Origin of the sequence: Methylobacterium marchantiae, assembly GCF_042679825.1 — a bacterium.
GTDB classification, from domain to species: domain Bacteria; phylum Pseudomonadota; class Alphaproteobacteria; order Rhizobiales; family Beijerinckiaceae; genus Methylobacterium; species Methylobacterium marchantiae.
Map to the genome: position 1 here is coordinate 1 of NZ_JBHTND010000007.1, position 21,885 is coordinate 21,885.

Sequence of the window (21,885 nt, forward strand, 5' to 3'; positions counted from 1 at the left end):
AGGATCGTGATCAGGCTCCGCATGCGATGCCCTCCAAAAGCCTCGCAGAAGCCCAATTCCCAAACCGGCGCTACATCAAATCCTCAAATGCGATTCCCCTGGCCCGAACTCTCTGGAACGCCCGATTCTTACCGTGCTTCGGTCCCCGGTTCGCGGCCGGGCAATTGGCCGGGCTTGATCACCGGCATGCCGCTATTCTCCGTCTCGGGAGGCTTGACGACCATGCCCGGAGCGGAATTGCCCGGCGGTTTGATGACGCCGTCATTCTTTTCGAGTTTGTCGCTCAAGGTCGAACCGCCGTTACCGTCCTCGGAAGGGCGAACCTTCTCCGGCACCGTCTCGGTCGAGGGTGGAATGTTCGGCGAGGTGTCGCGGCCCTTCAGGGGAACGTCCGGAGACTGGGCGTAGGCGCCAGAGGCGGACAGGGCGACGACGAGTAATGCGGCGTGACGAAGCGGTTTCGACATCGAGATCCCCCAAGGAGTTGGGGGACAAACCGCTCCGACGGCGATGGAGTTCCTGCTGAAGCGCGGGACGACCGAGCGGCGCGGCCCCGCCGCTATGCCCCGGCCATCTCCAGGTAGAGGGCGCGCAAGCGCTTGGTCAGAGGGCCGGGTGCTCCGTCGCCGAGACTGCAGCTGTCGATCTCGACTACGGGCATCACGAAGGCCGAGGCGCTGGTGAAAAAGGCTTCCTCGGCGGCGAAAGCCTCCTCCACCGAGAAGAGCCGTTCCTCGATCGTCAGGCCTGCCTCTTCCGCGAGACGCATGACGGCGAGACGGGTGATGCCGGGCAGGAGAGCGGTGGAGAGCGGGCGGGTGACGACCTTTCCGCCGGTGATGATGAAGGCGGTGGACGACGACCCCTCGGTGACGAAGCCGTCCTCGACCATCCAGGCCTCCGATACGCCGGCCTTCGCGGCTTCCTGCTTCGCCAGGACCTGGGCGAGGAGCGCCACGGACTTGATGTCCCGCCGCTTCCAGCGGATGTCGGGAACGGTGATGACCTTGGCGCCGCGCTCGGCGACGGGGTTCCTGGCCACCGTCTTGGCCTGCGTGAACATCACCACGGTCGGCGGCGTCTCGGCGGGCGGGAAGGCGAAATCCCTCTCGTAGGTGCCGCGCGTCACCTGCATGTAGACGAGGCCTTCGGCGAGCTCGTTCCGTCGGACGAGCTCGGTTTGGAGCCGCACCCACTCGTTGGTCGGATGGGGATTGCGGATGCCGATCTCGCCCAGCGACCGGTCGAGCCGCGCCAGATGCGCCTCGTTGTCCACGAGGCGACCGCCCAGCACCGCCGACACCTCGTAGATCCCGTCGGCGAACAGGAAGCCGCGGTCCATGATCGAGACGGTGGCAGCCTCGAAAGGCACGAACTCGCCGTTGACGTAGACGATGCGCGACATGGGACTTCCTCTCGTCCGAACAGGTACGGCTGCTGTGCCGTCAGGAGGTCTCGAAGCACGAAATGTGCAGCGTGAATGACCGCGAGGTCTCGCCCGCGATCAGGCCTCGCCGAACACCCGCGTGAAGATCGTGTCCACGTGCTTGAAATGGTAGCCGAGATCGAAGCATTCCTCGATCTGCTCGGGGGTCAGGGACGCGGTAACGTCCGCATCGGCCTTCAGCAGGGTGAGGAAATCGCCCTCTCCGCGCCAGACCGGCATGGCGTTACGCTGGACCAGCCGATAGGCATCCTCGCGCGAGACGCCGGCCTGGGTCAGAGCCAGCAGCACCCGCTGCGAATGGACGAGACCGCCGAGCTTGTCGAGGTTGCGCTGCATCTGCTCGGGGTAGATCAGCAGCTTGTCGATCACGCCGGTCAGCCGCGCCAGGGCGAAGTCGAGGGTCACCGTGGCGTCCGGGCCGATCATACGCTCGACCGAGGAATGCGAGATGTCGCGTTCGTGCCACAGCGCCACGTTCTCCATGGCGGGAAGCGCGAAGGAGCGCACCATGCGGGCGAGCCCGGTGAGATTCTCGGTGAGCACGGGATTGCGCTTGTGGGGCATGGCCGACGAGCCCTTCTGCCCCTCCGAGAAGAACTCCTCCGCCTCGAGCACCTCGGTCCGCTGCAGGTGGCGCACCTCGATGGAGAGACGCTCGACGGAGCTGGCGACGACGCCCAGGGTGGCGAAGAACATGGCGTGGCGGTCGCGCGGGATGACCTGGGTCGAGACCGGCTCGGGGGTAAGACCCATGGCCTTGGCGACGTATTCTTCCACGCGCGGGTCGATATTGGCGAAGGTGCCGACGGCGCCCGAGATCGCGCAGGTGGCGACTTCCTCGCGGGCGGCGACGAGACGGGCGCGGGCGCGCTCGAACTCGGCATAGGCCTGGGCGAGCTTCAAGCCGAAGGTCACCGGCTCGGCATGGATACCGTGCGAGCGACCGATCGTCGGGGTCAGCTTGTGCTCGAAGGCCCGGCGCTTGATCGCCGCGAGAAGCGCATCGACGTCCTTGATCAGGATGTCGGCGGCGCGCACGAGCTGGACGTTGAAGCAGGTGTCCAGCACGTCCGACGAGGTCATGCCCTGGTGCACGAACCGCGCGTCGGGACCGACGATCTCGGCGAGATGCGTGAGGAAGGCGATGACGTCGTGCTTGGTCACGGCTTCGATCGCGTCGATACGCGCGACATCGAAAACCGCGTCGCGCCCCTTCTCCCAGATCGTATCGGCCGCCTGCTTCGGCACCACGCCGATCTCGGCCAGCGCCGTGGTGGCGTGCGCTTCGATCTCGAACCAGATGCGGAACCGGGATTCGGGAGACCAGATCGCGGTCATCTCGGGGCGGCTGTAACGGGGGATCATGCGGCGCCTCGGGTCAACGCGTCAGGGTCGGTGTCTCCCGCGAAGCCCCCTCGCGCCGCAATGGCCATGGGGAGCCGCCGGGCGCCGGAAGCGCCCGCGGAATGCACCAGTCGAGGCCGGCGCCTAGCATGAGCGGCCGCCTCGCTCAACGCATCCCGGCGCCAGACCTGAATTAACCTGTGTCAATTTTACATCGAAGGGCGGCGCAGAGAGACAGTTCAGAAACAATCTAGGAAACAATCCCTCGCCTCTTTCGGCATTCGAGCCCGGCAGTTAGCGCGTGTTCTGGAACGTTTATTAGAGTCTTTCTGAAATTAAAATCGTTACTCGTTTCGTTAAGACTGTTTCACCGCCGATATATTCTTCATAGAGATAAGACTTAGGCGCTATAAATCAGATTATCGCGTCTATGTCCCCGAATTATATTTCTAAGACGGACGAAGTAGGCCCATGTTCTTCCATTTCGGAAAGTATCAACCTGTAGTTTTATTGACGGCCACCTACCTGGTTGGTGCCGATGTTGCCCGAGCACAGGACAGTGTCGGCAATGCGAGATCCCCTGTCGCCATCACTCTTGACCAGCTCAACGTGGACGCTGCGCGTGGCGAGAGCATCGGCTACCTGACGACGAGGACCCGGAGCGCGACGAAGACCGACACGCCCCTGATCGACACGCCGCAATCGGTGAGCATCGTCACCCGCCAGCAGATTCTCGATCAGGGTATCCAGAGCGTCACCGAGGCGATCCGCTACGTTCCCGGCGTCATCCCGCACCAGGGAGAGGGTAATCGCGACGACGTGGTGATCCGCGGGCAGCGCTCCAACGCCGATTTTTTCGTCAATGGCATCCGGGACGACGTCCAGTATTTCCGCGATCTCTACAACGTCCAGCGCATCGAAGTGCTGAAGGGCCCGAACGCCATGATCTTCGGCCGCGGCGGCGGCGGCGGCATCATCAACCGTGTGCTGAAGGACCCCGACGGGGTGCCGCTTCGCGAGGTCGTGCTCCAGGGCGGCCAATACGGCAACAAACGCATGTCCGTCGATGTCGGCGACCGCGTGAGTGACGGCGCCTTCTTCCGCCTCAACGGCGTCGTCGAGGATAGCGGTACCTTCCGCGATTACGGCGATCTGCGACGCTACGGCGTCAATCCGACGATGACGTTCCTGCTTGGTCCGGATACGACGCTGAAGCTCTCTTACGAATACTTCCACGACGATCGCACCACCGATCGCGGTATTCCCTCGCAATTCGGCCGGCCTTATCGCTATCGCCAGAATGTCTCGACCTACTTCGGCAATCCCGATCTCAGCTACGCCCGGGTCGACGCCAACATCGCCACCGCCACCCTGGATCATCGCTTCGAAACCGGTGTGCAGATGCACAGCCAGCTGAGATTCGCCGATTACCAGAAGTTCTACCAGAACGTTTACCCCAATATCCGGTCCAATGTCGTATCCGGTCCGAACGGAGACACCGCGACGCTGTCCGCGTACAACAACGAGTCCAACCGAACGAATTATTTCAGCCAGAACGACTTCACCTACAAGTTCGCGACCGGGCCTCTGCTCCACACTCTGCTGGCAGGATTCGAGCTCGGCTATCAGGAGGGCCTGACATATCGTCAGGATGGATTCTTCGCGTCGAATGGATCGCAGAATCTCGTGGTCAATGCGATGTCACCGGTGAGCCGGGTTCCCGTCACCTTCCGTAACATCGCAAGCGGTGCCAACAGCCGCTACGATCTCGGGCTCGCTGCTCTCTACGCCCAGGATCAAGTGGAAATCGGTCCTCACCTGCAACTGATCGGCGGTCTGCGCTACGACCACTTCGATTTCTCCGCCACCGATCGGCGCGACCGGGTCGCCGTCGGCCGTGTCGACGACTTGATCTCGCCGCGCGCCGGCATCGTCATCAAGCCCGTCGAGAACGTCGCGGTGTACGGCAGCTACAGCGTGTCCTATCTCCCGTCCGCAGGCGACCAATTCGGCACCTTGTCGCCGGGGCTCGCGATCTCCGAGCCTGAACGCTTCGAGAACATGGAGGTCGGCCTGAAGGTCGACGTCTCATCGACGCTTCAGCTGACGGGCGCCCTGTACAACCTCGACCGCTTCAATCAGCGCCTTCCGGATCCGAACAACGCCGGCTTCTTTCTCGCCAGCGGTCAGACCAAGACGCAGGGGGCCGAGATCGGCGCCAACGGCTACGTCACCGATTGGTGGCAGATCGCCGGAGGCTATGCGTTCACCGACGCGCGGATCGAGAGCGGCTTCAGCCAGGGCGCCACGGTCATCCGTCCGGGCAATCGTGTCGCCCTGGTACCGTTCAATGCCGTCACGCTGTGGAACAAGTTCGACGTGACGCCGGAATTCTCCTTCGGCATCGGCGTCATCAACCAGACCCACACCTTCGCGGCGTCCGATGATTCCGTCCGGCTGCCGAGCTATACGCGGTTCGATCTCGGGCTGTTCTATCGCCTGAACGACAGTTGGAGGGCGCAGGTCAACATCGAGAACGTGTTCGACCGGAAGTATGTCGCGACGGCCGACGGCAACAACAACATCAGCCCGGGCGCTCCCAGGCTCATCCGGGCTCAGGTCATCGCCCGGTTCTGAAAAGACGCTCTACAGCGGGTGGGAGCTACTCCACCCGCTGCCAGCCGGTCCCCATCAGCCGTTCTTGCGGCCGGAAACGGGCCTTGTAATCCATCTTCCGCGAGCCATCGACCCAGTATCCGAGATACAGATACGGCAGACCGAGGGAGGCGGCCCGACGGATATGGTCGAGGATCATGTAGGTCCCGAGCGAGCGCTGGGCCTCGATCGGATCGTAGAACGAATAGACCATCGACAGCCCATCGGAGAGGACGTCGGTGAGGCAGAGGGCCACGGTCGGGCCGGTGCCGCGTCCGTTGATCGCCGTGTCCGGTCCGCGCCGGCGATAGGCCACGAGATGCGTGTCCACGTGGCTGTCCTCGATCATCATGGCGTAGTCGAGCACGGTCATGTCGACCATGCCGCCGTCGCCATGACGGGCATCGAGATAGCGGCGGAAGAGGGCATATTGCTCCGAGCCGGGGCGGTTCGGTTCGGGATTGCCGACGAGGTCAGCATTGCGCTGTAGGATGCGCCGCTGGCTGGCCGAGGCGATGAAATCCGCCACCACGACCCGAACGGAGATACAGGCGCGGCACGACTCACAGGCCGGCCGATAGGCGATGGTCTGCGAGCGGCGGAAGCCGCCCTGGGTCAGGATTTCGTTGAGATCGCGGGCGCGGCGGCCCACCAGATGCGTGAACACCTTCCGCTCTTCCTGTCCCGGCAGATACGGGCAGGGCGAAGGCGACGTGAGATAGAATTGCGGAGTGTCGCGGGGATGGCTCGTCACGCTGTCAGTAGCTCGCGGGATGCGAGGCACGCCACGCGCCCCGCATCCTTGAGTGTATCCGCAACCGCTCCGGGCTCAATATGCCGAGGCGGCGCGGATCAAAGAAAATCTCACCCGGCGCGGATGACGGCGAGACCCACGAGGACGTCATGTCCGAGCCGGCGGTCCGGCCTCATCAGTCCGAACAGGATGTCGACGAACCAGAGCAGGAACGTCGAGATCGCGACGTAGAACAGGAGCGCGTGAATCGCGGCGGTGATGAAGTCCACACGCACGCCGCTCGCCGGGGATACGACGCGCAGGCCCATCATGCGCATCCCCCAGGTGCTCTGGGAGGCACCGCCTACCGTGACCGCGCTGTAGAGAATGCCGCTCGCGGGCAGGATCGCGAACAATGTCCAGCCGAGACCGAACGTCAGAAGCCCCAGGACCGCAATCGCGAGAGTGAGGAGAGCGGTGAAGCCGAGGATGAACAGGATGTCGAGGAGATAGGCGACGAAACGCGCCCCGAGACTTGCCCGCACGAAGGGTATCGGGAGATTCGGCGGAAAGCCGGTTCCGTAGCGCTCGGCATAGCCGGCGGGGTCGTAGCCAGGAGGCGTGTTGAGCATGGCCGGGAGCCTTTTCGAGGGGAGACGATTCTCCTTCGTGAGAAGACATGGGAGGGACCAAGTCTCCGCTCAAGACCATCTCCGCTCAAGGTCGCCTCCGCTCCGTCGCCGCGGGATCAGGCGGATTGTTCGATCACACCGCGCCAGCCGAGGCCGCGATAGGTCTCGTAGCCTGGCGTCTCATGGAACGCGACGAGCCGGCCGGACCTGTCGATGTAGCTTCCCTGTCTCTGCCCTTCGGTCCGCAGCGGATAGCGCTCGGACAGGATGCCCTTGCCCATCGAGCAGGCGATGACGCGATCGTCCGCATCGAGCAGCATGACGCGGCTATGGGCTCTCTCCGCAGGCGCGAGGCGAACGCCCTGGACGATGGTGCGAGCCTGCGGCTCCCAGTCGAAATGGATGGCGAGAAAGCCGATCGGCCTGCCGTTGGTCTCGCCGCCTTCGCGAACCGAGGCGACGTAGGTCGCGCTTTGCGATCCGTTCAGTGCGGCGATCCGCGCCACGTTGGCGACCGCGAAATCGTCGCCGGAAGCCAGAGGCTTGGCGCGGGCGAACCAGGGCTCCTGGCTCACATCGTGGCCGACGACATCGAACCGATCGGGGCGCCCGTTGGCGATGACCTTGCCGTCGACACTGCAGAGCCAGAGATCGAGATAGACCGTGTAGGCGGAGAGGATGACCCCCAGCCTGTGCGAGGCGTGATTCCGCGCGGCCTCCGTCGGATCGAGGGCGCATTCGACGACGGCGGCATCGGTCGCCCACCATCTGACGTCGCAGGTCCGTTCATAAAGGTTTCGATCGATGATTTCGACGGCATTGAGCGCCAGATCGATGCAGCGCGCGGCTCGCCCTTCGCTCGTCAGATGCTCCACCGCCTTCGTCAGGCTATCGACGCCGTCGCCCAGCGCGCTGCCGAGACCGGACACGAGCCCTTCGATCTCGCCCGCCACGCTGCGGACCTCGTTGGCGACGACGGAGAATCCGGCACCGCGTTCACCGGCATGGGCCGCCTCGATGAGCGCGTTCATGGCGAGCAGGTTCATCCGCCGGGTGATCGACTTGATCGATCCGATACTGTGATCGGTGAGCGACTTGAGCTGCCGCGTCGATGTCTCGACGAGCATCGACAGGTTATCGGCCGGCTGAATCGCTTCGTTGCATTTCGTCGACATAGCAACCCTCAAAATGCGCGAACCAGGCTCGAAGCTTGGTACTTTAAATCTCGGAACATAGTGTAGGTTTCGTAGTCAGCGGCAGGACAGCGATGTGAACGAGACGGTTCGGAGAAAACGTCGTTGTTCCACCGGTCAAAATCGACGCAATAAGGGTGCCACGTCTATGCGAATGCCTATCGCGCGGATGCGGGATCGCTCGCTTCGGCGTCGGGCGTATCGAGATAGTATCGCTTCAGCATGAAAAGCGCTCCGCCGGTGACCGCCTTATGATCCAGGCGGATACCGATCAGTCCAGCACCGTCATCGAACAGGCAGTCGATGCGATGCGGGCGATTGCCGATCGCGTAGTCGACGCGCACGCTCTCGGGCGCCGAACCGCGGCCGACATGCAGCAGACGCGGGTCGAGATCCGTCGCCACCAGGGCGGGAAGGGTCCGTCGGCAGGTCGTCACCCGCTGTCGGTCGATGGAACTGTCGCAGCCGGCCAGGAACAGGATGCTGCCGAGGGCCGCGACGGCCCGCAGGCGCATCTCAGATGCCGTCGCGCAGGCGCTCGGCCACCCGTGGCGCAAAATAGGTGAGGATGCCGTCGGCACCGGCGCGCTTGAACGCGAGCAGACTTTCGGTCATGGCGCGGTCGCCGTCGAGCCAGCCGTTGAGGGCGGCCGCCTGGATCATCGCGTACTCGCCCGAGACCTGATAGGCGAAGGTCGGTACGCCGAACGCGTCCTTCACCCGACGGATGATGTCGAGATAGGGCAGGCCCGGCTTGACCATCACCGAATCCGCGCCCTCCTCGATGTCGAGGGCGACCTCGCGCAAGGCTTCCGCCGAATTGCCCGGATCCATCTGGTAGGTTCGCTTGTCACCCACCAGGGCCGCGGACGTTCCGATGGCATCGCGGAACGGTCCGTAGAAAGCGCTGGCGTATTTGGCCGCATAGGCCATGATCTGAACGTCGCGAAAACCGGCCTTGTCGAGCCCGACCCGGATCGCGCCGACGCGGCCGTCCATCATGTCGGACGGTGCGATGATGTCGGTGCCCGCCTCGGCCTGGATCAGGCTCTGCTCCACGAGGAGCGCGACCGTCTCGTCGTTGAGGATCGCCCCGTCTTGGATGAGGCCGTCATGGCCGTGGCTGGTATAGGGATCGAGGGCGACGTCGGTCATCACGCCGATTTCCGGCACCGCCTTCTTCACCGCCCGCACGGCGCGGCAGACGAGGTTGTCGCGATTGAGCGATTCCGAGCCGGTCGGGTCGCGCAGGGCCGGATCGGTATAGGGAAAGAACGAGATCGCCGGGATTCCGAGCCGGGCCGCGCGCTCCGCATCGCGGACGATCTCGTCCACGCTGAGGCGTTCGACTCCCGGCATCGAGGCGATGGGCTCGCGACGTCCGGTTCCCTCGATGACGAAGAGCGGCCAGATCAGGTCGTCCACCGTCAGGGTGTTCTCGCGCACGAGGCGACGTGACCATTCCGCCTTGCGGTTGCGCCGCGGCCGCTGCGTGATGCCAAGCGACGCAGTGGAACTCGCCTTGGCCGTTTCGACGGCGAGAGGACGCGGGGTCGGGGTCGCTTCGGTCATGGTATCCGTCTCGATGCTCGTCACGGGCGCGTCGGGGTCGGCCTATCACATCCCCAAAACTCTTCGAAACCCGGGCCGATCGCCGCTGCCCGATTGACGGGGCATGGCAGAGTTCGTCTAAGCGTCGCCCCGGACGCGACTTTTTCCCTACGCGCCCGACGCAGTGGCGGCGGAGTCCCATCGATCCGCCAGAGGCAGGCGGCCTCGGGCCGGAGGCTTATCGGAGGTGATGAATGACGGGCGCAGGCGAGCCGGAGATCCTGTTCGAGCGGCACGGTGAAGCGGGCGTCATCACCCTGAACCGGCCCCGGTCCCTCAACGCGCTCACCTTCGCCATGTCGACGGCGATGTATGATGCGCTTGCCGCCTGGGAGTGCGACGAGACGATCACCCGCGTGGTGGTGCGCGGTCGCGGCGGCCGGGCGTTCTGCGCCGGCGGCGACATCCGGCAGATCTACGACCTCGCCCGCCAGAACCGGCATGACGAGGTGCGGAAATTCTGGCTCACCGAGTATCAGCTCAACGCCTATGTGAAGCGCTACACGAAGCCCTATGTCGCCTTGATCGAGGGCATCGTGATGGGCGGCGGGGTCGGGCTCTTCCTGCACGGTAGCCATCGTATCTCCTCCGAGCGCTTCGTGCTGGCGATGCCGGAAGTGGGGATCGGCTTCTTTCCCGATGTCGGGATGACCTATTCGTTGCCGCGCCTGCCGCGGCGTACTGGAACCTACCTCGCCCTGACCGGTGCCAGGATCGGTCCGGGCGATGCCCTCGCCCTCGGGCTCGCCACGCATCACGCCGTGGCGGCCGATTTCGAGAGGATCGTCGAAGACCTCGCGAAGGGGGGCTCCATCGAGGCGATTCTCGGTCGCTACGCCTCTCCTTATCCGGATCCAGGCCCCGTCACCGAACAGGCGGAGACGATCGCGGCGTGTTTCTCAGGCTGTGGCGTCGAGCACATCCTGGCGAGGCTCGATGCGGACGGGTCCGCCTTCGCCTCGGAGACCGCAGCCCTCATGCGCACGCGGTCCCCGCATTCGCTCTGCATCGCTTACGAGCAGATGCGGCGGGGCATCGCCATGGATTTCCAGGAAGCGATACTCACGGAGTATCGTCTCGCGATGCGCGCCATGCGCTGGCACGACTTCCACGAAGGAGTCCGTGCGGTCCTCGTCGACAAGGACAATCGGCCGGACTGGCGACCGGCCACGATCGCGGCGGTCGATCCCGCCTCGGTCGCCGATGCCTTCACCGCACTGCCTGACGGCAACGAGCCGCGTTTCGATGGATCGGAAAGGATCTCGTCATGAGGGGACTGACCAAGGTCGGCGCGACGCGTGACGGACGCGGGCGCGCCAGCGAAATGTCCGGCGACCGTATCGAGCGGTCGCCGCGCGTGCCGCAGACGGGCTGGGACGTGGTGCTGGTCTGGTTCATGCGCCTCACGGCCCTGTTCTGGGTGGCGAAGGGCATCTCGACATGGGCGACGATTCTCGACGTCTTTCCCGGTGCACGTCCTTTCGAAGCGGAACCGCTCGGTCGCCAGACCGTCATCGTCTATTTCGCGGTCATCGACTTCATGGCGGCGATCGGATTGTGGCTGACCAGCGCTTGGGGTGGCGTCGTCTGGCTGCTCGCCGCCACGAGTGCCGTGACCCTGGCGATCCTGACTCCGCACCTGCTGCCGATGCCACTGCCGGCCATAGCAGTTCACGGTGGAATCATCGTGATATACTTTGCTTTGTCTTGGGCGGCCGCCCGCGAGGTCAGGTAAACAACATCTTACAGAATTACTTTCACTTTGTATTTACCGACAGAGGTAAATCGCAAATTCATCCTATCGCTTAAACCGTCTTTCATCCGTGACTCGTAGGTTGGCTTCATAAGCGGTGCCGGACACAACGGCACCCGCCACAAAACCCTGACGAGGCATCCCGATGAAGTCCCAGTCCGCCAAGGTGATCGACACCAATACTTCCACCGAGACCAACCCCGCGCACGGTTCCTATCTGGAAGCCCTGCATCTCGTGGAACGTCTTCACCGTCGCCTGCTCGACGTCATCAAGGACGAGTTCGAGCGTCGGGGCCGCGAGGACGTCAACAGCGTCCAGGCCCTGCTCCTCTACAACATCGGCGACAAGGAACTGACGGCGAGCGAGCTGCGGACCAAGGGCTACTATCTCGGCTCCAACGTCTCCTACAACGTCAAGAAGCTCGTCGAGGCCGGATACCTTCACCATGCCCGGTCGAAGACCGACCGCCGCTCGGTCCGAATCAGCCTCACCGAGAAGGGCCGAACCATTCACGACATCATCCAGGGCCTCTACGACAAGCACGCCCGCACGATCCAGCCGATCGGCGGAATCTCCGACGACGATTTCGGCCGGCTCAATCTGGCGCTGGGTCGCCTCGAGCGCTTCTGGACCGACCAGATCCGCTACCGGCTCTGAGGCCGCGTCATTCCACGCAAACGTCCAGGAGCCGGATGGTCATGTCATCCGGCTCCTGGACGTTTGCGCATATGTCTTCTGCCGGACCGACAAGAAAAAAGCGGCATCCCACATGGGATGCCGCCCATTCCTGATCGCTCCTGGGAGCGATCGGTTTAGTTGAAGGTGTCGATCTCGGCCGACTCGTAGCTGGTGACTTCCATGCCGACGCAGACTTCCTGAACGATGGGGGCAGACCAGGTCATGACGTTTCTCCGGTTTGAGGTTGATTTGGCTTGGTGACACGGGCCCGAAAGGGCTCCGATCCCTTAGTTGAAGGGATCGATTTCCGCCGACTCGTAGCTGGTGACTTCCATGCCGACGCAAACTTCCTGAACGACGGGGGCAGACCACTTCATGGCAAAACTCCTTCGTGTTCGACACCCCGAACATAGGCGATGTGTTGGGCGCAATACAAGTGGACACGAGACTTATATTTTTCATATGAACGGTCAAATCGGCTGGCCATCGGCTGTTTTGAGGAAAAATCACGTCAGTTTCAGCGATATGATGCCGGTTTTTGGTGTCTGATCCCCTGCCGTCGCTGTTCCGGGGTCGATGCTGTGCGACAGGACAGATGCATGGCCGATCGGTTCAGAAGATATCTGCCGATACCCTACGCGGCTGCGCCAAAACCGGCTTGACGCCTCATCCCGGGGAGCGCATGCGAGCGCCGCCGACGACTTCCCCTTCGCGATGTGCATGTGCAGATCGGACGAGGAAATCTTGGAGCCCGAATTCACAATCCATGCCCAGCGACAGTCCCAACGATCCTACGTGCACGGCCGATATCGTTCTGACCGCCTGAGACCCTGACGGGTTCATCGCGGCTCACCGCGATCCGGCCGAACACGGCCCGATCGCGACCCTCCAGCGAGGTGAGCCCATGAACCAGATCGCCACCTTTCCCAACAACGTCGATCCCTCCGTGCTGGCCGCCCGGCTATCGGACGAACGCGCGCCCGATATCGTCGAGGCCCTGAACGAGGAGGCTCCCGAGGTCGCCGCCGCGATTCTGCTCGGCCTGCCCCACGAGCGGGCGGTCGAGGTGCTGGACCAGCCCGAACTCGATCATGCCGCCGATATCATCGAGATGCTGCCGCGCGACCGCGTCGCCTCCTACCTGTCGGGCATGTCGGCGGACCGGGTGACGGACGTGTTCCGCGAAATCGAGGAGCCTGGGCGCTCCGATCTCAGGGCACGGCTCGACGCGGAGACGCGGGGCACGATCGACCGTCTCAGTGCCTACGGCGAGGAAAGTGTCGGCTCTTTGATGACGACGGAATTCGTCGCGGTGCCCGGCAACTGGACGGTGCAGCAGACCCTCGACCATTGCCGTACGGTGGAGAAGACCCGCGAGACGATCTACGCGATCTTCGTCCTCGATCCGCGCACGCGGGCACTGACGAAATCCGTGCCTCTGCGCCGGCTGATCTCCGGCAATCCGGGCGACAATGTCCTCAGCGTCGCGCCGGGGCGTCGGCCGCTCGCCGTCTCGCCCACCGCCAGCCGCGAGGAGGCGGCGCGGCTCATCTCGAAATACGACTTGCTGGCCCTGCCGGTGGTCGATGCGGTCGGCCATGTCATCGGCATCGTCACCGTCGACGACATGATCGACGCCATGGTCGAGAAGCAGACTCAGGACGTCCAACGCTTCGGCGGCATGGAGGCGCTGCCAGAGCCCTACATGGATATCGGCTTCGGGACCATGATCCGGAAGCGGGCCGGCTGGCTCTGCGCCCTGTTCCTCGGCGAGATGATGACCGCCACCGCCATGCAGGGCTTCGAGGGAGAACTGGAGAAGGCGATCGTCCTGACCCTGTTCATCCCGCTCATCATGAGCTCGGGCGGCAATTCGGGCAGTCAGGCGACGTCGCTCCTGATCCGCGCGCTCGCCCTCAACGAGGTCCGCCTGCGGGATTGGTGGCGAGTGGCCCTGCGCGAGTTGCCGACGGGGCTGCTCCTCGGCGCGATCCTCGGGACGATCGGCATCGTGCGCATCGTCGTCTGGCAGAAGGCCGGGCTCTACGATTACGGCGAACACTGGATGCTGGTCGCCGCCACGGTAGGCGCGGCGCTCGTCGGCATCGTCACCTTCGGCTCGCTGACGGGATCGATGCTGCCCTTCGTCCTCCAGCGTCTCGGCTTCGATCCGGCGACGGCCTCGGCGCCGTTCGTGGCGACCCTCGTCGACGTCACCGGCCTCGTCATCTACTTCTCGGTGGCCATGCTGATCCTGAAGGGCACGCTGCTCTGACGCCGGGCGAACCTCCCGGGCGGACGGCCGCCCGGGAGGAGAAGGAGCGTCAGGCCGGCACCCTGCCATCGGGGGTGTAGCGGTCGATCGCCTGGGGTAGTTCGCGCGACAGGCGGGACAGCAATTCCTCGCGGGACAGTCCCGTCTGCTGAGCGAGGGTCGCCAGGATGTCGGGGCCGATGGCCTTTTCGAGGTTCTGCGGCGCGATTTCCTGGTTGGGCCCCTGGTTGATCCAGGACGAGGCCGTCTCGCCGTGGCCGTTCTGGGTGAAACGCTCCACGAGTTCGCTCAACCCGCCGCCGAGGAGGCCGCCGGCTCCGGCGCCACCGAGCGCGCCTCCCAGCTGACCGAGGATGCCACCGAGACCACCCTGGTTGTCGGTCACGGCCCCCGGCGCTCCCGGGGCCGCGTTCTTGTTCGAGGCGCCCCCCAGGAATTCTGCGATCTTGTCCCTGTTCTGGTAGCCCGCCACGGCGAGCAGGCCCAGCAATGCCGTCATCGACGGATAACCGCGGCTCATGCGCTGTCTCCCTTGATATTCGCCGTCATCACCAAACGAGTGCGGAACGGCCATCGTCGCGATCACGAAGCGACGCTGCCACAACGTTCGGCGGCTGCCGCTGGATGCATCGACTTCTCGGAACGAGCTCCACCGCAATTCAATGGCGCAGCGCACAAGAAACATGCCTGCTTGGCGGTTGTCCCCCGCGACCGGCGCATTAGGTCGAAAGCGAAGCTGTTCGGCGAGGGAACCAGAGCCTTCCGGGCAGTCTTTTCACCGGTGGCCGGGACGATTCCGCCACGACAATTTCCGATGAACAAGATGGCGGTCTGATGCGGCGCACCCACGATATGAATTTCGGTGCCACGATCGCCGAGGGCGGCGTCCGGTTCGCCGTATGGGCTCCGACCGCTACAGACGTCGCCCTCGTCGTCGATGGGACCGAGTATACGATCCCTGAGGCTGGCGAAGGCTGGCGTCGTACGACCGTCCCGGATGTTCGACCGGGCGCGCGCTACGGGTTCAAGATCGACGGCGACCTCGTGGTCCCCGACCCGGCCTCGCGATTCCAGCCGGACGACGTTTCGGGCCTCAGCGAGGTCATCGATCCGAAGGGTTTCGACTGGAACGATGGTGAGTGGATGGGGCGCCCCTGGGAAGAGGCGGTGCTCTACGAGCTGCATGTGGGCACCGCTACGCCGGAGGGGACCTATGCCGCCCTTGAGGCCAAGCTCGAAGACCTGACCCATCTCGGTATCACCGGGATTGAGCTTCTTCCGCTCGCCGACTTCAAGGGAACGCGCAACTGGGGCTATGATGGCGTGCTGCCCTATGCGCCGGACGCGGCCTACGGCCGTCCCGAAGACCTCAAGCGCCTGATCGACAAGGCGCATTCTCTCGGGCTGATGGTGTTCCTCGACGCGGTCTACAATCACTTCGGGCCGGCCGGGAATTACCTCCACGCCTATGCCAAGACCTTCTTCACCGAGCGTCATCAGACGCCCTGGGGCGCCGGGATCAATTTCGACGGCGAGACCAGCGGCAGAGTCGTGCGCGACTATTTCATCGAGAACGCCCTCTACTGGCTGGAAGAGTACCATTTCGACGGCATCCGTTTCGATGCCGTGCACGCCATCCTCGACGATTCCGACAAACACTTCATCGGTGAATTGGCGGAAACGATCCGCACGCGCCTGCCGGGACGACACATCCATCTCGTCCTCGAGAACGAGGCCAATCAGACGCGATGGCTGGAGCGCGACGACACTGCGCAGCCGATCCAGCACACGGCGCAGTGGGCCGACGACCTTCACCATTGCTGGCACGTGCTGCTGACGGGTGAGGATGCCGGCTACTATGTCAGCTTCGCCGACAAGCCGGTGGATCATCTCGCCCGCTGCCTCGCGGAAGGGTTCGCCTATCAGGGCGAGCCGTTCCCGAGCCTCGACAACCATCCGCGCGGCGAGCCCTCCGCTCATCTGCCGCCCTCGGCCTTCGTCACCTTCCTCCAGAACCACGATCAGGTCGGCAACCGGGCGCTGGGCGAGCGGCTGAGCGCGCTCAGCGACCCGTACAAGCTGAGCCTGGCCCGAGCCGGCCTGCTCCTTGCTCCGCAGATCCCGATGCTGTGGATGGGCGAGGAATGGTCGGCCACGGCGCCGTTCCTGTTCTTCGTCGATTTCGCGCCGGACGAGGAGCTGAACAAGGCGGTGCGCGAGGGGCGCCGGCGTGAGTTCAAGAGTTTCGCTGCCTTCGCCGACGACACATCGGTCATCCCCGATCCCACGGCGGAGCAGACCTTCCTCGATTCGAAGCTCGACTGGTCGGAGCCGGAGCGGCAACCCCACCGCGGTGTGTGGGCCGACACCCGCAACCTGCTCCAGATCCGGCACCAATCCGTCGTGCCCCTGACGAAGACACGCTATCTCGGGGCCGACGTGACCCGGCCGTCCCCGGATTCCCTCGACGTGACGTGGCGCTATGCCGGAGGCACCTTGCGCTTCGTCGCCAATTTCGGCGCAGATCCCCTCGCCGTCGATTCCCATGGAGGTCAGGTGATCTGGTCGAACGGTCATACGGGCAGCGAGATCGAGCTTCCCACTTGGACGGGCATCGTGCTGACGGGAGCCGCCCGATGAGCCGCGACCTCGAACGCCTCGCCGATCTTCTCGGCATCGCCTCCGGCTACACCGACGCGTTCGGCCAGCCCGTCGAAACCGGGCTTGAAACCCGGCGCGGCATGGTCGCCGCCCTGGGTTTCCCCGCAGCCACCGACGACGAGATCGCGAAGAGCCTCGCGGAGGTGGAATTCGTCCGGCTCGGGCTCGTCCCGTCGCTCATTCCGGTGGAAGCGCGGCGTGCCTCCACGATCCCGGTTCAGGCCGCGGAAGCACATGGCGCCGTATCGTGGCGCCTCGTCGACGAGCGCGGCCTCGCGCGGGAGGGGAGGGCGTCGATCACGGGCGCTGGTGAACCCCGTATCGAATTGCCGCCCCTGACGCCGGGCTACCATCGGCTCACCGTGGCTTTCGGCGACAGGAAGTCCGAATCCTGGGTCATCTCCGCGCCGCAGCGCTGCTGGCGCCCGGCCGCTTATGCCGATGAGGGGGCGCGGGATTGGGGCCTCGCCGCGCAGCTCTACGGCCTGCGCTCGCCACACAATCTGGGCATCGGCAGCTACGCCGATGCGGGCCGCGCCGCGCGGGATGCCGGTATCCGCGGCGCCTCATTTCTGGGCCTGAGCCCCGTCCATGCGCTGTTCGAGTCGGATCGCGGCAAGATCTCGCCCTATTCGCCATCCTCTCGCCTGTTCCTCGAAACCCTGTTCATCGAACCCGGCGTACTCCCCGGCTTCGCCGGTTCGCGCGCCGCTGCTCTGCTGGCGGACAAAGCCTCTCAGGTAGAGAGCCTGCAGGCCGCGACCCTCGTCGACCATCCCGGCATCTGGGAGGTTCTGTCCCCGGTCCTCGCGGCGTTCTGGCTGGAATCCCCGGCGCGGGCGGGCGACGATCCCGCCTTCTCGGCGTTCCGTGAGGCGGGTGGGCCGGATCTCGAAGCCCATGGGACGTTCGAGGCGCTGTCCGCTTATTACAAGGCGCTCGGCGCCTACTGGTCCGGCGACTGGCCGGAGGAGATGCGTCGCGCCGGTACGCCGGCCGTGGAGGCGTTTGCCCAAGCCCATGCCGAGGCTGTGACCTATCATATCTGGCTTCAGTACCTCGCCGATCGCCAATTGTCCGACGCATCGAGAGCCGCCCTTGAAAGCGGCATGAGGCTCGGGCTCTATCGCGATCTCGCGGTCGGCGCCGACCGTGGAGGCTCTGAGGTCTGGTCGCATCCCGAGCGGTTCGCCAATGGCGTGTCCATCGGAGCGCCGCCCGATCTCCTCGCTCCCAAGGGGCAGGATTGGGGCCTTCCCGCCTTCCATCCGCTGGAAATGGAGCGCGACGGGCTCGCCGCTTTTCGCGCTCTGGTCCAGGCAAACATGCGCCATGCCGGCGCGATCCGCATCGACCATGCGTTCCAGCTCGCGCGCCTGTTCCTCATCCCGATCACGGGGTCGGCGAAGGATGGGGCCTACGTCGCCATGCCCTTCGAGCCGATGCTGGCGGTGCTCCGGCTGGAGAGCCACCGCGCCAAGTGTCTCGTCATCGCCGAGGATCTGGGCACCGCGCCCGAGGGCTTCTCCGATGCGCTGATGCAGGCCGGTATCCTGAGCTATCGCATCCTCGCCTTCGAGCGCGAGCACGGCGGCCGCTTCAAGAGTCCCGGTGCCTATCCCCGCGACGCCCTGACGGCGATCACAACGCACGATTTGCCGACTTTCGTCGGCTGGTGGCGCGGTGTCGATACGGACACCCGCCAGGCGCTCGGCCTCTACGATGCCGAACGGGCCGAATCCGAACGCCGGGAGCGAGTCACCGAGCGCGCGCGTCTCACCGAGGCCCTCGCCTCTGAACAGCTTCTGCCGAACTACGACATACCCGAGATAGCGCCGTTCGAGGCCGCGGCCCGCTATCTCGCACGCGCGCCTTCCATGCTGACGGCAGTGCAATACGAGGACGTCGTCTCCGAGCTGAGCCAGGCCAATGTGCCGGGCTCGACGGAGGGCTATCCGAACTGGCGGCGAAAGCTCGATCGCAGCCTGGAGGCTATCGCCGCACCGGGCGGGCCGCTGGCCAAGCTCGCCGCCGCATTGTCGGCCGAGGAGCGCGGTCCCCGTTCAGGTGCGGCGAGGCTCGCCTCGCCGCCGCCGCGGGCGACTTACAGGCTGCAGTTCCACAAGGACTTCACCTTCGCCGATGCCGAGCGGATCGTGCCTTATCTGGCGAAGCTCGGCATCAGCCACGTCTATGCCTCGCCCATCCAGAAAGCGCGGCCAGGCTCGACCCACGGCTACGACATCGTCGATCATTCGACGATCAACCCCGAGCTCGGCGGCGAGGAGGGCTTCGTTCGCTTCTCCGACGTCATGAAGCAACATGACCTGAAGCTGCTGCTCGATATCGTGCCGAACCATATGGGCGTCGGCGGCGCCGACAATCCGTGGTGGCTGTCCGTGCTCGAATGGGGCGACCTCTCCCCGCTGTCGCACGCCTTCGACATCGACTGGAAGCGGCAGGGCGCCCGTAATAACCTCGTCATTCCGTTCCTCGGTGACCGCTACGGCGAGGCACTCGAACACGGCACCCTCGACTTGAAATACGACGCGGAGGCGGGCGCCTTCAGCGTCTGGCACTACGAGCACCAGTTCCCGATCTGTCCGCTCCAATATCCTTCGATCCTCAACCGGGCTCTCGCCGCGCATGGCGAGATCGGCGACGACGCGGCGGCCGAGGTGCTCGCCGTCTCCGAACGCCTTCGCTTGATGAACGAAGAGACCAATCCGGAGCGCCGCCGCGCCTTCCCGGACGAGGCGGACGACCTCAAGCGCAGGCTGGCCGATGCCGTCGCGGCATCGCCCGCCATCGCCAGGGCGATCGAGCGGACACTGACCCTGCTCAACGGTTTCGAGGGAAGGCCCGACAGTTTCGGGCCCTTGCATCGGCTTCTCGAGCAGCAATCCTATCGGCTCGCCCATTGGCGCGTGGCGGCCAGCGACATCAACTACCGCCGCTTCTTCGACGTGAATGGCCTCGCCGGCCTGCGGGTCGAGAAATCCGATATTTTCCACCGTTCGCACGAGACCGTTTTCCGCCTGATCTCCGAGGGGCGGATCGACGGCCTGCGGATCGACCATATCGACGGTCTGGCCGATCCGCAGGGCTATGCGCGTGCCCTGCAGAGCGCGGTGGGCCCGGGCTTCTACGTCGTCGTCGAGAAGATCCTCGAGCCCGGCGAGAAGCTGAGGCCCTGGCCTGTCGCCGGCACTACCGGCTACGACGTGCTCAACCAGCTCGACGGCATCCTGGTGGACCAGGAGAAGCATACCCGGATCACCCGGTTCTATCGCTGGGCCACGGGCATGGACGAGCCCTATTCGGCCCAGCTGCGCGCAGCCAAGGCTGAAATTCTCGAGATCAGCTTCGCCAGCGAGCTCGAAGTGCTCACCGCCGACCTGAAGCGGATCGCCGACGCGGACCGGCGCACCCGCGACTTCTCGGTGAACGCGATCCGCCGGGCGCTGATCGAGATCATCGCGCGCTTTCCGACCTACCGTTCATACCTGCCGGGCGATCTCGACGAGAGCGATGTCGAGGACGAGGACATCCGCCTCATTCAGGGGGCGGTCGCGAAGGCCAAACGGTGGAGCGCCCTGCCGGACAGGTCGGTCCACGATTTCGCTTCGCAAGCTTTGCTCGGGCGGATCGATATCGTCGGTCCCGGACGCCCCGATCCCGCTGTGATCCTGCGGTTCCGCCGTCGGTTCCAGCAGCTCACCGGCCCGGTCATGGCGAAGAGCCTGGAGGACACGCTGTTCTACCGGTTCTCGGAACTGCTCGCCCTGAACGAGGTCGGCGGCGATCCGGGAGAATACGGCATCGATCTGGAGCATTTTCATGCGCTTCAGGCGGCGCGGGCCAGAGACTGGCCCAACGCCATGATCACAACGGCGACCCACGACACCAAGCGCGGTGAGGATGCGCGCTCGCGCTTGCTCGCTCTGTCGGAGATTCCGGAGGTCTGGGCGGAGGCCTGGACCATCCTCGGCCAGTCGGCCCGTACCCATCTCACCACCACGGAAGATGGTCCGGCACCGGATGCCAACGATCAGTGGATGTTCCTGCAGGCCATTCTCGGCGCCTGGCCCCTCGAGTTGTTGGAGGGTGACGATCAGGCCGAGATCGAGGAATTCCGCGAGCGGCTCGACGCCTATTCCGAGAAAGCCCTCCGCGAAGGGAAGCGCCGGTCGAGCTGGGTCAATGTCGACGAGCAGTACGAAGCGGCGGTCAAGCGGCTTTTCGCAGGCCTGATCGCGCCGGGCTCGAAGTTCATGACGCTGATGCGGCCGATCGCGAGGCGCCTCGCCCATCTCGGAATGATCGCCGGCCTCGGACGTACCGTGCTGAAGGCGACTCTCCCGGGCCTGCCCGACATCTACCAGGGCACCGAGTTTTGGGATTTTTCCTTCGTTGATCCCGACAACCGGCGTCCCGTCGATTACACGGCACGCGCGAACGCACTGAACGAGACCGCCGATCTCGCCGGCTTGCTCGATCACTGGCCGGACGGACGGATCAAGCAGGCAACGCTCGCGCGGCTCCTTGCCGATAGAGCGGAGAGACCCAGTTTCTATGCCGATGCCGACCATCTCGCGGTGACGGCCGAGGGTCGATTGAGCGCCCATGTCATCGCATTCACACGTTCGGATGCCACGAGCGGGGAGGGTGATCTCCTCGTTGCCGTGCCTCGGCTCGTCTCCGGCCTTGTCGGTGACGCGTCGTGGTCGGGTGAGGCCTTCGGCGGCACGGTCCTGCCGGTCGCGGCGGGGAGCCGGTGGGTCGATTTGATGACGGGAGCCGATGTCGATCCCGATGGCATGTCGATTGATCTCGGTAGGCTGTTCGCGCGTTTGCCTTACGCCGTTCTGAAACGCGTCCACTGAACCCCGCCGGCGATTG

The 21,885-nt window shown here is 64.7% G+C and carries 18 protein-coding genes; 7 read left to right on the top strand and 11 right to left on the bottom strand.

Features of this window, described 5'->3' with window-relative positions:
- Positions 1-128: 128 nt before the first annotated feature.
- The 3 genes from ACFQ4G_RS06935 to purB form a co-directional block, all read right to left on the bottom strand.
- On the bottom strand, positions 129-467 hold the full coding sequence (locus ACFQ4G_RS06935; protein ID WP_238208927.1) for a hypothetical protein: 339 nt from the start codon (positions 465-467) through the stop codon (positions 129-131).
- Between the two features lie 92 nt (positions 468-559).
- A complete protein-coding gene (locus tag ACFQ4G_RS06940; RefSeq protein WP_238208926.1) occupies positions 560-1,405 on the bottom strand; it encodes a D-amino-acid transaminase in 846 nt (281 codons plus the stop codon).
- 99 nt (positions 1,406-1,504) lie between these two features.
- On the bottom strand, positions 1,505-2,812 hold the full coding sequence (purB, locus tag ACFQ4G_RS06945; protein WP_238208925.1) for an adenylosuccinate lyase: 1,308 nt from the start codon (positions 2,810-2,812) through the stop codon (positions 1,505-1,507).
- A gap of 450 nt (positions 2,813-3,262) precedes the next feature.
- On the opposite strand from purB, the gene ACFQ4G_RS06950 reads away from it, so the two are divergent.
- Positions 3,263-5,428 (top strand): TonB-dependent receptor, encoded by a 2,166-nt coding sequence (locus ACFQ4G_RS06950; RefSeq protein ID WP_238208924.1) that lies wholly within the window; start codon positions 3,263-3,265, stop codon positions 5,426-5,428.
- 25 nt (positions 5,429-5,453) lie between these two features.
- On the opposite strand, the gene ACFQ4G_RS06955 is transcribed toward ACFQ4G_RS06950, so the two are convergent.
- The 5 genes from ACFQ4G_RS06955 to hemB all read right to left on the bottom strand — a co-directional run bounded on the left by ACFQ4G_RS06955 (position 5,454) and on the right by hemB (position 9,576).
- Positions 5,454-6,200, bottom strand: coding sequence for an arginyltransferase (locus ACFQ4G_RS06955; protein WP_238208923.1), 747 nt, complete (start codon positions 6,198-6,200; stop codon positions 5,454-5,456).
- A gap of 110 nt (positions 6,201-6,310) precedes the next feature.
- Positions 6,311-6,811, bottom strand: a complete 501-nt coding sequence (locus ACFQ4G_RS06960) for an RDD family protein (protein ID WP_238208922.1) — start codon at positions 6,809-6,811, stop codon at positions 6,311-6,313.
- 116 nt (positions 6,812-6,927) lie between these two features.
- On the bottom strand, positions 6,928-7,938 hold the full coding sequence (locus ACFQ4G_RS06965) for a methyl-accepting chemotaxis protein (RefSeq protein ID WP_238208921.1): 1,011 nt from the start codon (positions 7,936-7,938) through the stop codon (positions 6,928-6,930).
- 224 nt (positions 7,939-8,162) lie between these two features.
- Complete coding sequence (locus ACFQ4G_RS06970) at positions 8,163-8,519, bottom strand: hypothetical protein (protein ID WP_238208920.1); 357 nt, start codon at positions 8,517-8,519, stop codon at positions 8,163-8,165.
- Position 8,520: 1 nt separating this feature from the next.
- Positions 8,521-9,576, bottom strand: coding sequence for a porphobilinogen synthase (hemB, locus tag ACFQ4G_RS06975; protein WP_238208919.1), 1,056 nt, complete (start codon positions 9,574-9,576; stop codon positions 8,521-8,523).
- Positions 9,577-9,809: 233 nt separating this feature from the next.
- On the opposite strand from hemB, the gene ACFQ4G_RS06980 reads away from it, so the two are divergent.
- The 3 genes from ACFQ4G_RS06980 (at position 9,810) to ldtR (ending at position 12,026) form a co-directional block, all read left to right on the top strand.
- Positions 9,810-10,886 carry an enoyl-CoA hydratase/isomerase family protein gene (locus tag ACFQ4G_RS06980; protein ID WP_238208918.1) on the top strand — a complete coding sequence of 359 codons (1,077 nt, stop codon included), beginning with the start codon at positions 9,810-9,812 and terminating at the stop codon, positions 10,884-10,886.
- Positions 10,883-11,350: a DUF6163 family protein gene (locus tag ACFQ4G_RS06985; protein ID WP_238208917.1), complete on the top strand. Its 468-nt coding sequence runs from the start codon at positions 10,883-10,885 to the stop codon at positions 11,348-11,350. The genes ACFQ4G_RS06980 and ACFQ4G_RS06985 overlap by 4 nt, the downstream gene beginning before the upstream one ends.
- Before the next feature lie 163 nt (positions 11,351-11,513).
- The gene (ldtR, locus tag ACFQ4G_RS06990; RefSeq protein WP_238208916.1) at positions 11,514-12,026 is read left to right on the top strand and encodes a transcriptional regulator LdtR; all 513 of its coding nucleotides are present in this window, start codon (positions 11,514-11,516) and stop codon (positions 12,024-12,026) included.
- 155 nt (positions 12,027-12,181) lie between these two features.
- Here the strand turns inward: ldtR and pqqA (ACFQ4G_RS06995) are convergent, their stop codons facing one another.
- Both pqqA (ACFQ4G_RS06995) and pqqA (ACFQ4G_RS07000) read right to left on the bottom strand, forming a co-directional pair.
- Entirely contained in the window at positions 12,182-12,271 is a 90-nt protein-coding gene (pqqA, locus tag ACFQ4G_RS06995; protein ID WP_018042171.1) for a pyrroloquinoline quinone precursor peptide PqqA, read from the bottom strand.
- Positions 12,272-12,334: 63 nt separating this feature from the next.
- Positions 12,335-12,424: a pyrroloquinoline quinone precursor peptide PqqA gene (pqqA, locus tag ACFQ4G_RS07000; RefSeq protein WP_019902976.1), complete on the bottom strand. Its 90-nt coding sequence runs from the start codon at positions 12,422-12,424 to the stop codon at positions 12,335-12,337.
- 527 nt (positions 12,425-12,951) lie between these two features.
- Between pqqA (ACFQ4G_RS07000) and mgtE the strand changes: the two genes are divergently transcribed.
- A complete protein-coding gene (gene mgtE / locus ACFQ4G_RS07005; RefSeq protein ID WP_238205809.1) occupies positions 12,952-14,322 on the top strand; it encodes a magnesium transporter in 1,371 nt (456 codons plus the stop codon).
- Positions 14,323-14,371: 49 nt separating this feature from the next.
- Here mgtE and ACFQ4G_RS07010 read toward each other — a convergent pair whose 3' ends face one another.
- Complete coding sequence (locus ACFQ4G_RS07010) at positions 14,372-14,842, bottom strand: YidB family protein (RefSeq protein ID WP_238205811.1); 471 nt, start codon at positions 14,840-14,842, stop codon at positions 14,372-14,374.
- 314 nt (positions 14,843-15,156) lie between these two features.
- Between ACFQ4G_RS07010 and treZ the strand changes: the two genes are divergently transcribed.
- Together treZ and ACFQ4G_RS07020 are read left to right on the top strand one after the other, a co-directional pair.
- Entirely contained in the window at positions 15,157-16,962 is a 1,806-nt protein-coding gene (gene treZ / locus ACFQ4G_RS07015; RefSeq protein WP_238205813.1) for a malto-oligosyltrehalose trehalohydrolase, read from the top strand.
- Positions 16,959-21,869: a malto-oligosyltrehalose synthase gene (locus ACFQ4G_RS07020; RefSeq protein ID WP_238205815.1), complete on the top strand. Its 4,911-nt coding sequence runs from the start codon at positions 16,959-16,961 to the stop codon at positions 21,867-21,869. The genes treZ and ACFQ4G_RS07020 overlap by 4 nt, the downstream gene beginning before the upstream one ends.
- The last annotated feature ends 16 nt before the right edge of the window (positions 21,870-21,885 follow it).